Source organism: Flavobacterium hungaricum (assembly GCF_015182285.1).
Classification (GTDB): domain Bacteria; phylum Bacteroidota; class Bacteroidia; order Flavobacteriales; family Flavobacteriaceae; genus Flavobacterium; species Flavobacterium hungaricum.
In genome coordinates, this window is the sequence record NZ_PRDM01000006.1 from 373,969 (window position 1) to 386,566 (window position 12,598).

At 34.6% G+C, this 12,598-nt stretch carries 10 protein-coding genes; 4 read left to right on the forward strand and 6 right to left on the reverse strand.

From position 1 onward, the window contains the following. Positions 1-162 precede the first annotated feature (162 nt). The 4 genes from fmt to C4F50_RS23765 form a co-directional block, all read right to left on the reverse strand. Complete coding sequence (gene fmt / locus C4F50_RS23750) at positions 163-1,110, reverse strand: methionyl-tRNA formyltransferase (RefSeq protein WP_194141117.1); 948 nt, start codon at positions 1,108-1,110, stop codon at positions 163-165. After that, entirely contained in the window at positions 1,110-3,005 is a 1,896-nt protein-coding gene (locus C4F50_RS23755; RefSeq protein ID WP_194141118.1) for a RecQ family ATP-dependent DNA helicase, read from the reverse strand. Before C4F50_RS23755 ends, fmt begins: the two co-directional genes overlap by 1 nt. Before the next feature lie 64 nt (positions 3,006-3,069). Beyond that, a complete protein-coding gene (locus C4F50_RS23760) occupies positions 3,070-3,603 on the reverse strand; it encodes an AAA family ATPase (protein WP_194141119.1) in 534 nt (177 codons plus the stop codon). A 1,002-nt stretch (positions 3,604-4,605) separates the two neighbouring features. After that, the gene (locus tag C4F50_RS23765; protein ID WP_194141120.1) at positions 4,606-5,520 is read right to left on the reverse strand and encodes an alpha/beta hydrolase family protein; all 915 of its coding nucleotides are present in this window, start codon (positions 5,518-5,520) and stop codon (positions 4,606-4,608) included. A gap of 274 nt (positions 5,521-5,794) precedes the next feature. On the opposite strand from C4F50_RS23765, the gene C4F50_RS23770 reads away from it, so the two are divergent. The 4 genes from C4F50_RS23770 to C4F50_RS23785 all read left to right on the forward strand — a co-directional run bounded on the left by C4F50_RS23770 (position 5,795) and on the right by C4F50_RS23785 (position 9,199). Next, positions 5,795-6,091, forward strand: a complete 297-nt coding sequence (locus C4F50_RS23770) for a DUF493 family protein (RefSeq protein ID WP_042567278.1) — start codon at positions 5,795-5,797, stop codon at positions 6,089-6,091. A gap of 3 nt (positions 6,092-6,094) precedes the next feature. Further along, complete coding sequence (locus tag C4F50_RS23775) at positions 6,095-6,823, forward strand: DUF4290 domain-containing protein (protein ID WP_194141121.1); 729 nt, start codon at positions 6,095-6,097, stop codon at positions 6,821-6,823. Between the two features lie 94 nt (positions 6,824-6,917). Beyond that, positions 6,918-8,231, forward strand: a complete 1,314-nt coding sequence (gene murA, locus C4F50_RS23780; RefSeq protein WP_111285804.1) for a UDP-N-acetylglucosamine 1-carboxyvinyltransferase — start codon at positions 6,918-6,920, stop codon at positions 8,229-8,231. Positions 8,232-8,320: 89 nt separating this feature from the next. Further along, entirely contained in the window at positions 8,321-9,199 is an 879-nt protein-coding gene (locus C4F50_RS23785) for a cation diffusion facilitator family transporter (RefSeq protein WP_194141122.1), read from the forward strand. A 316-nt stretch (positions 9,200-9,515) separates the two neighbouring features. Here C4F50_RS23785 and C4F50_RS23790 read toward each other — a convergent pair whose 3' ends face one another. Both C4F50_RS23790 and aroQ read right to left on the reverse strand, forming a co-directional pair. Beyond that, a complete protein-coding gene (locus C4F50_RS23790; RefSeq protein ID WP_194141123.1) occupies positions 9,516-12,005 on the reverse strand; it encodes a DUF5686 and carboxypeptidase regulatory-like domain-containing protein in 2,490 nt (829 codons plus the stop codon). 71 nt (positions 12,006-12,076) lie between these two features. Next, complete coding sequence (gene aroQ, locus C4F50_RS23795) at positions 12,077-12,490, reverse strand: type II 3-dehydroquinate dehydratase (protein WP_194141124.1); 414 nt, start codon at positions 12,488-12,490, stop codon at positions 12,077-12,079. Positions 12,491-12,598 lie beyond the last annotated feature (108 nt).

Genomic DNA, 12,598 nt, shown 5'->3' on the forward strand with positions numbered 1-12,598 from the left:
GTTGGTTAAAAAAAATTGTTAATACACAAATTTAGTAGGAAATCCGTTGCGTGCAAGCGTTTTCGTTAATTTTAGTAAAAATTGTTAATAACTTGCTTTTTTTGTTCATAACAGCTGTTGTTCATCGATAAAAAGCAAGTACAAACCCCTGTTTTACTGACCTTAATGAACTTTTGCAACTTCAGAAAAACTAACTCCGTTTAACAATTCGGACGCCAGCATTCTCTTTTTCCCAGGAAATTGTAGACTTAATAACTGCATAAACCCGTCTTTTATTGCAATCTTGATTTCTTTTTTATTGCTTATTATTTTTCCTACTTCATAAGCATGGCAGTCAGAAATAAATTGAGCCTCATAAATTTTGATGTTCAACTCTTCATTTTGATCTTTCAAAAAGCACCATGAAGCTGGATATGGGCTCAGTCCTCGAATCAAATTATTAATTTCAGTCCCAGATTTTGTCCAGTCGATTTTGCAGTTTTCTTTGTTTAATTTGTAGGCTGTTTTAATATCCGAATTCTCTTCTTGTATAGTTGTTGCAACATTTCCGTTTGCAATCACTTTCAAAGTATCAATAACTGTTTCGCTTCCTAAAACCATTAATCGATCGTGTAATTGCCCTGCTGTTTCTTGAGGTTCAATTGCAATTTTAGAATTTAAAATCATCGCTCCTGTATCAATTTTGTCATCAATAAAGAAAGTAGTAACCCCGGTTTTGGTTTCACCATTAATAATTGCCCAGTTAATAGGGGCGGCTCCTCTGTACTGCGGCAGTAAAGAAGCGTGCAGATTAAAAGTTCCTAACGATGGCATTTCCCAAACCGCTTTTGGCAGCATTCTAAATGCAACCACAATTTGCAGGTTAGCGTTTAAGGCTTTTAGTTCTGCTAAGAAATTTTCATCCTTTAAATTGGTTGGCTGTAATAAGTTTAAGTTGTTTGCCAAAGCATACTCTTTTACAGCCGAATATTTTATTTTTTGTCCGCGTCCTGCAGGTTTATCCGCCGCAGTAATTACGCCGACAACATCATAGTTGTTTTTAATAATGGTATCCAAAATGCCAACCGCAAATTCTGGCGTTCCCATAAAAATAATTCTCAATTTATCCATTATGATTTTAAAGTGTATTTATTATTTGCTTGTATAATAATGTGATTGTTTTCTAGTAATTCCTGCAGTACCAAAATAATATCATTGGCATCCATTTTAATTTGATTCTGAATTTCTCTCGAAGTAAAAGAAGCAGTTTTGAGTAAAGATAAAATCTTGTCTGCGATAGAATCTGTTTCTGTAATTTTTCCTTTTTGAGTAATACAGTACGAACAAATGCCGCAATTCTCAGTGGTTTCTTCACCAAAATAATCCAGAACCAATCTGTTTTTACAGCTTTTTTGGTCCTTTATATAATGCAGAACAGACAAAAGCTGTTCTTTTTTAACCTGATTTTGTTTTTCTAAATATTTAGAAACCCTGTTTATGGTATGGTCGTCTTCGCGTACTTCATTAAACAATATAGTAGCGTCATTGTTTTTAGACTTATATTCTATAATCTCTTTTTCCTTTAATTTTTCAAGAAGCGCCACCACTTGTTCCTCGGTGTGATTCGATTTTTTAGCAATCAAACCCAGATTCAAATTGGCCTTCACTTCATAAACCCCTGGATACGTCCTTAAAATAGCCAGTAGAATTTCTTCATCATTGGGATTTAAACTCATGTATCGAATCACTTCTTTTGATTCTATTATGAATTGAATGCTGATTTTTTCCGAAAATTCCTGAGACATCGTAATAATCCCCTGCTGATTTAAAAACTGCAGCGCATTATACGTCTTCAAAGTCGGAAAATCATATTTATTGCAGAAATGATTCAATTTAAAAGAAAAAGTATCGTCTAAACCTTCGCCGTACGCAATCTGAAAATAGTTACACAATTTAACGTACATGGTTTTTAAAAACTTCTTATCAGGAAGAATATTCAAAAACTGCTGTTCTGTTTGTATCGCATCAGAATTGTTATAAAGTAAAACCGAAAAAGCTTTTGCGCCGTTTCGTCCCGCTCTTCCAGATTCTTGATAATAATTTTCTAAGTTTTCAGGAAGCTGCGTATGGATAACCGTTTTTACATTGTCTTTGTCAATCCCCATTCCAAAAGCATTTGTAGCAACAATAACCTGCGCTTGCTCCGACATCCACAACTGCATGTTTTTGTCTTTTTCTTTTGCCGAAAGACCACCATGATAATATGTCGCCGTAAAACCTAAAGATTGTAACTGAGAAGAAATATTCAAACACGATTTGCGGTTTCGAACATAGATAATAGAAGGTTTCGGATTTTTTTTCAAAATCTGCTCTACACGATACAGTTTGTCTTCAACCTCGAAAACCATATAAGCGATATTTTTTCGCTCAAAAGACTGTTGAAAATGATTCGGATTTTTTAATTCCAGCTGTGTTCGAATGTCTTCAATAACCCTTGGAGTTGCTGTAGCCGTCAAAGCCAGAAACGGAATTTTAGGAAAGTACTTTTTTAACTCCGAAATTTTAAGATACGCCGGTCTAAAATCATGACCCCATTGCGAAACACAATGTGCCTCGTCAACTGCAATTAAATTTATAGGAAGATTTTTGATGCGCTCCAGAATCCAATCCGATTGCAGACGTTCTGGAGAAAGATATAAAAACTTATAATTTCCGAATTGGCAATTATCCAAAAGATCGATAATTTCTTCGGTATGAATACCTCCCGTAAGTGCAATTGCTTTAATTTCTCTTTTCTGAAGGTTCATTACCTGATCTTTCATCAAAGCAATCAACGGAGAAATTACCAGACAAATACCGTCCTGCATCATAGCAGGAACCTGAAAACAAATCGATTTTCCACCGCCCGTCGGAAGTACAGCAAAAGTATCCTGCCCATCCAAAACAGAATCTATAATTTCCTTTTGCAGCGGCCTAAAACTGTCGTGTTTCCAGTATTTTAGAAGAATATCCTGCGCTCCAAGCATGGCTTAAGTTTTAAAGTTAAAAATTTAGAAATCAGCTTCTAGTTTTGCAACTTTAAAACCCTTGCTAAATTTTATCTAAGATATAAAGAATTCTGTTTTCAACCGTATCTTTTGGAACTTCAATTAGTTCGTAACCATATTTTTTATAAGTCTCAATAAGATGTTTCTGAATTAAGACTGCCTGCTCAAAATTTTCGTACCGTTCTGCATCACTTTGGTAAATTTCTTCCCACGGTGGTAAAATAAAAGTTTTCGTATATTTATAATCCTCACAAGCTTTGGTAAAATGTGCAGGATATTCATCGCCGATATAATCCATATAAGCGACCACATCAGGAATTCCCCTGTCGATAAAAACAATATTATCAGGCTCAACAAGAGCATTTTTGTATTGATCAATACGGCCTTCCAATAACATTTCGCTAAACAAAAGAGGCTGTTCCAAAAACAATTGTTCAATGCCTTCTTGCTGCGCTTTCATGGTTACCTGTCTCGAAATTTCAGGATAGCAGCAATAACCGCGAGCCACCAATTCGTTAATAAGAGTCGATTTTCCAGTTCCAGGTCCACCAAGCAGGACTATAATTTCTTTTTGCACTTTCTAAAAATAAAGCGCAAATTTACCTAAACTTATTAATATATAAAAAATAATATTTGCTTTAAGCGAATGATTTCGCATTTTTTGCAGGCAGACGTTCCTGCTGTCCGCTCCAATCTTTTGCTTTTTAAAGGAAAAAGCAAAAGGATTTCCGCTCCCATCAGGGCTAAAAAGAGTCATGGTTTTGTTTTTGGAGTTATTTTGAAAAATGTAATTATCAAAAAGAAGAAAGTCCCAGCGGGACGAAATATCTGTAGAAAAAATATTCATCATTAATATAGAGCTCCAGCAGAGTGACAAATTTTGAACAATTTAGATGCCGCTCCGCTGGAGCTTTTTTCTTTTTGTGAATTACGTTTCCTATAAATATTTTGCTCCGCCGGAGCAGTTTTAATTTGAGTCCGAAAATTGAGTCTAGAGATGATAATTAATTGTATTGTGTAAATAGATTGTCTATAAATATTTTGCTCCGCTGGAGCAGTTTTAAATTGAGTCCGAAAATTGAGTCTACAGATGATAATCAATTGTTTTGTGTAAATAGATTGTCTGTAAAAATTTTATTTCTAAGGATCAGTTTTAAAATTAAGTGCGCAAATTTATTCTACAGACTGTATCAATTGCCGTTGGTTTTAACCAACGAATTCAATGATTTTTTGGCGATCTGGCTTTAGCCAAACTACAAAAGCCATATGCTAATTACGATTAGTCAAATTAATTTTTAAACGAATATTGTTTTATCTAGGAAAATTACTGTTTAGCCAAATACTGAACAGTATAAGAAGGATTAAAGATGTTGTTGAACCATAAAAAATTCCTGATCCTATATTATGGAGATTAGTTTTTGTTTTTTTGAAAAAAAATTTGATTGTAAATCCAATAATTACGAAAGTGATGATGATTGAAAATATTAGAAAAAAATTGTCCAGCAGTTTTAAGGTGAAAATGATAAAAAAATGGAATAGTAAAGTGACTGTAAATGCTATGTTTTTCATTTTTTAAAAATTAATCACAAAACAAATATTTGTCAGACTTAACACTTTTCTTCGAAGGAACAATCAAATGCGATTGAAATTTTTTTCCTTTCAAAACATCATTCACAAAATCTAAAACATATTGTTTTCCGTCATGAAAAAGATAACCCGAAAATTCATGTCCGCCACCACAGAAAGTAATTAGTTCAATATCTTTATGTAAATCATTCATCTGATTGTAAACCGCATACGATCCAAAAAGAATCAGCCAGCCGGAAGCATTAGTCGGGCAGGAGCGATGTGAACCCGCATTGTACGGAACCGTATCGTCATTACTTCCGTGTGCTAATAACATCGGAATCGCTTTTTCTTTCGTAATCAAATTGATGTCCTGAATTGCGCCAGAACCGCCGATAAAACCTTTGTATCTGAAGTTTTCGGGAATGTTGCTTTTGTATAAATTCATCAGTTTATAATCCCAAAAAGAGGCATGAAAACCAATTTCTGCTCCCGCACTTATTCCCGAAATAAAAATCTTAGAAGTGTCTAAATTGTATTTTGCAGCATTTTCAATTAAAAATCCGGTAGCCTGCCACATATCACTCACGCCAATTTGAATCGCTTTTATTTTTTCGGTCAAAGTTCCTTTACAGCCAAAATCTTTTCCTTTCATATACAAACTGTACGAAATGCTCGCAACGGCATAACCATTCTCAGCCATAAATTTCCCAAAGTCTTTTTCGCTGGTACGTTCGCCGCCAGAAAACCCGCCGCCAAAAGCAAACATAATCAACGGGATTTTTTCTCCCGCTTTTACTTTAGGCAGGTATAAATCTAAATCTAGTTTTAAAGTATCGTTTTGGAAATAAGTCAATGTTTTAACTTCTTGCGCTTGGCTATTGTAAAAAGTAAAGAATGTAAAAAGTAAGAAGACGATTTTTTTCATTGTAATGTGTTTTTAATCTCGTAAAGGCGCAGCGCTTCGAAGTATTTTCAAATATAAAGGTTTGCCACGAATTTCGCGAATTTTCACGAATTTAAATTTTAAAAGCAACCAAAAATTAATGAAATTTAATGAAGAGATTTGCAATAATAGGACTCACGTAAATTAATGAAATTCGGGACTAAAAAACAGTAGTCTTTTCAATAGAAAAAATCTAAAATCTAAAATCTAATATCTGAAATCAAAAACGTATATTTGCGTTTATTTTTAATTACGAATGGAGAACGATAAAGAAAAAAATACCGCTGAATTTTACGAAAGATTAAAGGTTGAGTTAGATAACGCAAATACTTGGCCGGCAGAATACTTGTACAAATTTATTGTGCCATCTGTTGCAGATAATGTAGAGCGTGTCGAAAAAGCTTTTGATAGTATGGGAGCAGTTATTAAAACAACAAAATCTAAAACCGGTAAATTTACCAGCGTTTCTGTAGATGTAACCATGAACAGCTCTGACGATGTTATTGGCAAATACAAAGAAGTTTCTACAATAGAGGGTATAGTTTCATTATAACTTATGAACGAAAAATATAAAAGAGAAGCAGCGAGTGATGTAGTATTCAACTTAGAATACAATTCTGAAAGACAACGCTTAATTATTCCAGAATATGGTCGTCATTTACAAAAATTGATCGATCAGGCGACTGCTATTGAAGACGACGAAATGCGTAACAAAGCAGCGAAATATATTATTCAGGTAATGGGAAGTCTGAACCCTCATTTGCGTGATGTTCCAGATTTTCAGCATAAACTTTGGGATCAGCTTTTTATTATGTCTGATTTTAAACTGAACGTAGAATCGCCTTATCCGATTCCGTCAAGAGAAGTTTTAGAGCTAAAACCAGATGTTTTGCACTATCCGCAAAACTTTCCAAAATACAGATTTTATGGCAACAACATTAAATACATGATTGATGTTGCCAATAAATGGGAAGACGGCGAAATGAAAAATGCATTAGTGCTGGTTATTGCCAACCACATGAAGAAATCATTTTTGAGCTGGAACAAAGACACCGTAAAAGACGATGTGATTTTTGAGCATTTATTTGAATTATCAGGAGGCAGAATAAACTTATTAGAAAGTACAGAAGAGCTTTTAAATACGACCGATTTAATGCGTACCAATAAGCGTATGTCTAATAAAACGGCTCCAGCTGGTCCGCCAAAAATTCAAAACAGCAAAAACAATAACAACAACAAAGGCGGTCAAAAAAAGACATTTCAAAAAAACAATAATCAGAAATAAAAAAAAGGTGCTAAGAGACTAAGGAGCTAAGATGCTAAGATTTTTTTAGCTTAGAACCTCAGAATCTAAGAACCTTAGAACCTAAACAAGATCTATGGGAATTTTTAAAATCGAAGGAGGAACACCTCTAAAAGGAGAAATCACACCGCAAGGAGCAAAAAACGAGGCATTACAGATATTATGTGCCGTGCTGCTAACAGGAGATAAAGTAAAAATTAATAACATTCCTGATATTATAGACATCAATAAATTGATCACTTTGCTGGGCAATTTAGGGGTAAAAATTCAACGTAACGAACCAGGTTCTATTACTTTTCAAGCAGATGAGGTTAATGTTGGTTATTTAGAAACCGAAGCTTTCAAGAAAGAAGGAGGCGCACTTCGTGGTTCTATTATGATTGTTGGGCCGCTTTTGGCTCGTTTCGGAAAAGGATATATTCCAAAACCAGGAGGAGATAAAATTGGCCGCCGTAGATTAGATACACATTTTGAAGGGTTTATCAACCTTGGAGCAAAATTCAGATACAATAGAGAAGATCACTTTTACGGTGTAGAATCTCCAGAAGAAGGATTACAAGGAACAGACATGCTTCTTGACGAAGCTTCTGTAACTGGAACTGCAAATATTGTAATGGCTGCAGTTTTAGCAAAAGGACAAACAACAGTTTACAATGCAGCTTGCGAGCCTTACTTACAACAGTTATGTAAAATGCTTAACTCTATGGGAGCAAAAATCACTGGAGTTGGTTCTAATTTATTGACTATCGAAGGTGTTGAAAGCCTAGGCGGATGCGAGCATACAATCCTGCCTGATATGATCGAAATTGGTTCTTGGATTGGTCTTGCGGCTATGACAAAGAGCGAAATCACAATCAAAAATGTAAGCTGGGAAAACTTAGGTTTAATACCAAATACATTTAGAAAACTAGGTATTACAATCGAAAAACGCAACGACGATATTTACATTCCTGCTCACAAAGACGGATATGAAGTGAAAACAGATATCGACGGTTCTATCTTAACCATTGCAGATGCACCTTGGCCAGGATTTACTCCAGACTTATTAAGTATTGTTTTGGTTGTGGCAACGCAGGCAAAAGGAGATGTTTTGATTCACCAAAAAATGTTCGAAAGCCGTTTGTTCTTCGTAGACAAATTAATCGATATGGGAGCAAAAATCATGTTATGTGATCCGCATAGAGCTGTGGTTATGGGGCATAATTTTGAATCTCAATTGAAAGCAACTACAATGTCATCGCCAGATATTCGTGCGGGGATCTCATTATTAATTGCTGCGCTTTCTGCAAAAGGAACAAGCACCATTCAAAATATCGAGCAAATCGACCGTGGATACGAGCGTATCGACGAGCGCTTAAGAGCAATTGGAGCAAAAATCGTGAGAGCGTAAAAAGAAAGCAAGCCGCGACTGCACGATTTATTTTAAATAAAAATTGGTGTAATTCGTGCAATTCGTGGCAAAAAAATAAATGTCACTACATGACAAACGAACAAAAAGCTATAAAAGCTACATACTTTAGTATAGCCGGAAATACCTGCTTAGCCTTGATAAAAGGTTTAGCAGGTTTTTTTGGCAATTCTTATGCCTTGATTGCCGATGCAATCGAGTCAACGACGGATATTTTTTCGTCTTGTCTCGTATTGTTTGGAATCAAATATTCTAATAAACCTGCAGATGAAAACCATCCGTACGGACATGGCCGCGCAGAACCCTTAATTACGTTTTTGGTTGTTGGATTTTTGATTACTTCGGCAACTATTATCGGATATGAAAGTATTGCTAACATTAAAACTTCGCATGATTTACCAAAATCTTGGACTCTGTTTGTCTTAGGTGCCATCATAATCTGGAAAGAATATTCTTTTAGAGTTGTAATGAAACGCAGTAAACAAACCAATAGTTCTTCTCTTGCCGCAGATGCGTGGCATCATCGCAGCGACGCGATTACTTCTGTTGCCGCTTTTATCGGAATTTCTATCGCGCTCATTATGGGCAAAGGCTACGAGTCAGCAGATGATTGGGCAGCACTTTTTGCCGCATGTTTTATTTTATATAATAGTTATAAAATCTTTAGACCGGCGCTTGGCGAAATCATGGATGAAAATATGAATGATGATTTAGTAGAAGAAATTCGGGTAAAATCCTTAAAAGTAGAAGGAATTCTCGGTACCGAAAAATGTTATATTCGAAAAGCCGGAATGAAATATCATGTCGATCTTCATGCCATTGTTTCGGCTAAGATTTCGGTAAAAGAAGGCCATGATTTATCACACAAACTTCAGGATACATTAAAAGAGGAAATCCCACAGTTGGGAAATGTCTTGATTCATATCGAACCAGATGATTATCACTGTTAAAAGGTTCAAAGGAGCAGAGTCGCAAAGATTCAAAGGTTTTGCTTCCAAGATTAAATTTAAAAAATCCATTTATTCTTTAACGAGTAAATGGATTTTTTTATGGGCGTTACCTTCGGCCGGGCTATCCGCTGTATCTTTTTGTTTTTAAAGAAAAAACAAAAAGGATATCGCTTCTATCCCTAACGCAATCTACGGTAATAAGAAATTTTAGAAATCTAATTTTGTAATAATGTAATCGGCAGTTCAAGTTTCCCAGCAACTTCTCAAAGTGTATGCTTTTGTTCCTTTGTCCCTTTGAACCTTTGCCACTTTGTACCTAATCTAACACATTCAAAATCTTCAAGCCAAATACAACACCATTTTGCTCGATGCCGCTTTGGTAAGAATGCACATAATCAATTCGAAACAATTTAAACTTGCCAAAACCAAGATTATCTAACCCAACAGTAAATTCAGTATAAGGATTTCTGTCCGGCAGGGCGAGAGCATGAAAACCAATATTCATTGTTGATTTTAGAAGATTCAAAAGAGGTAATTTATTCATGATAAAACCAGTGTCGTTGTACTCTGAATGCAGTTCAAAATAACGATCATTGGTGCTGTTGGTGTAATACGGCATTAAATTAAAAACATTCAAATAACGGCCGCTTGTGCCAATATGCGTTTGGTTTCCGTTAAAATGCCTATAATCTATAAAAGAAATATTTTCGGCATTAAAGAATTTTCCAGCTCTAAGATTCATTCCTAAGATTCCTTTATTACCAAGGGATAAATCATACTGAACAGCAGCGCCGATTCTTTCAAATTCATATTTTTTCTCAGTTCCGGCAAACGCTTTTTCAAAAGCCAGAAATACAGTCGGATATTTATCGTCTTTAAAATTATATCTTCCGTCTGGTCTTGAAATGTATTTGTTGCCAAAATTGATTCTTGCAGCCAGACTCGCTTTCATTAAATGATGCTGCTCAAAAGCAGGAGTGCTAAAATCATTGGGTGCCAGCGGATTATTAGAAGAATAAATATCATCTCTTTTAAAGAAAGAATAATCAGTCGTGTTAAAAAGAGGCTTTCTTTGTTCGTAAGCTATTTTTGCATTTAGGTTTACGCCATTTGCAACATCCTGCGCATAATTAATCTGGGCAAATTCCAGATTATACAATTTCATATAATTGTCTTTAAAAAATAAAGAACTTATAGAATTAACAAACTTGGTTATCGGTTCGGCGCTATTAAATTGTTCGGTTTTTGTTCCGCCCGAAGCAGAAATGGTTGCGTAATTAATAGTGTTAAATCGATGACTGAATTCGCCTGTAACACGAAAACGCTCATCAGAAAAACCATAGTTAAAAGTCGTGCTTATTGAACTGCTTTTTCCATTTTCTTCATTCCATTTTTTGAAAGAAAAACCAGAATCTAAATTAAAGCCCTGCACAGTATTAAAGCTGAGCGAAGTAATGTTCAATAATCCGTCGTACTTAAAAGAATATTTGTCGAATGTGTTTTTGTAGTCATAACCGCGAAGTATGTCCCAGATTTTAAATTTATTATTTTTGGCGTCTATAGAATCCGTATATTTTTTTGATTTTCTAATGGTCAAAAGACTGTCCTTTTTGGTGTAATCAATACTTTCTTCTATTGTTAACGGAATCGGGCGAATTTCATTCCAAAACGCATCGTCTTTTTTATTCGCATTCAAGTCAAAAGCCACAATTTCATTACCGAACGTTTTTTTAGCAAACGAATCTGGGAATTCATAATTGGAGTAGACATAATTAAACTGACCAGAAAATTTCACACCAAAAGCCCCGGCATTAAAAGAAAGGGTCTGTACATTTTTTGCCCAAATTTTATTCTTCTGATTATAACTAAAGCTTTGCGTGATAGACATTAATTCGGTAAACTCATTCTTCATTCGATAACCTTTTATATCCAGATCTAAGGCATAAATGGCATAACTGTCATCAACAATATAAATGTAACCTTCAAAAACAGGTTCCTTATCTCTTTTTGGCGTAACCTTTATTTTGTTAATCTGGTGTTTATTATCGTCAAAAAAACTTCCTTCGAGTTGGTATTTATAATAACTGAATGCATTATCTGCAATTGGCGAAATCAAATTAATATTAAACTCTATACTGTTTTCGTAAAAATCATAGGTAGACAAACTCGCTGTATTGTAGCTGTAGCCTTTGCTGTTACCAGAAATTTTAGACGCAATTATTTTTTCTTTTAGCTTATTGGGCTTTTCATACGCTATCTGCGAAAGGGTTTCAGAAAGATACAAAATCCCTGTCCCGGTAGAATCAAGATTGGATGCCATATCTTCACCCAGATCTACTTTTTGTCCCAATATTTTTTTTGGTAGATCTTTGACTTTCAAAATTCCTTTCGAATAAAAATCGGCAGTAAAACGGGCTGTCTTTTCAGAATTTTCTTTTTTATGGGCAATCGCCTTTTTTATAATAGCATTGGCCGGATTGCTTTTAGGATCGATTACAACTTCATTGAGAGAGAAGCTTTCTTCAGTCATTTTAACATCTAAAACAATGCTTTTTGAATCTGCAGCAACAGTTATTTTTTGAGTTTTAAAACCTAAATACTGAAAAACAATTTTATTTTTTCCGATATCTTTTACCTGTAGCTGGTAGTTTCCTTGTTCATTTGATGTTGTTCCTCGGTATGTGTTTTCTTCATAGACAGAAACAAAGGGAAGCGGATTTCCTTTTTCATCTGTAATAGTTCCTTTGATTTGGGCGCTGCAAAAAAGTGAAAAAAGTAAAAAGGCAAATAGTATGTGGTTTTTCATAAAGTACATTTTCTCTAACAAAAATACAGGATGGAAAAACGGAGATTATTAATTATTTGTTAAAAAAAATCTTATAAGAATGATTGGATGGCTAATTCGTAGCTTTTTAAGCCAAATCCTAAAATAACTCCTTTTGCATTGCCTGATAAATAAGATTGATGTCTAAAACTTTCTCGTGCATAAGTATTAGAAATATGAACTTCTATAACTGGAGTTGTTACTGCTTTCATAGCATCTCCCAAACCAATTGAAGTATGCGTATAAGCACCGGCATTCAAAATAATGCCGTCAAAAGTAAAACCTACTTCCTGAATTTTTCCAATTAATTCTCCTTCGATATTACTTTGGTAATAAGAAAGTTCAATGTTTGGAAATTTCTCTTCAAGGATTTTAAAATAGTCTTCAAAGGTCTGGCTTCCGTAAACTTCGGGTTCTCTTTTTCCTAAAAGATTCAAATTCGGACCGTTGATAATGCAGATTTTCATAATTAAAGGGTGTATGGTGAGTTTCGTTTTTTAAACCATTAAGCTCTATAAGTTTAATTAAGCTAAATGTTTGTTGAATTGGTAATTTGAAATGACTTACATTTTTTA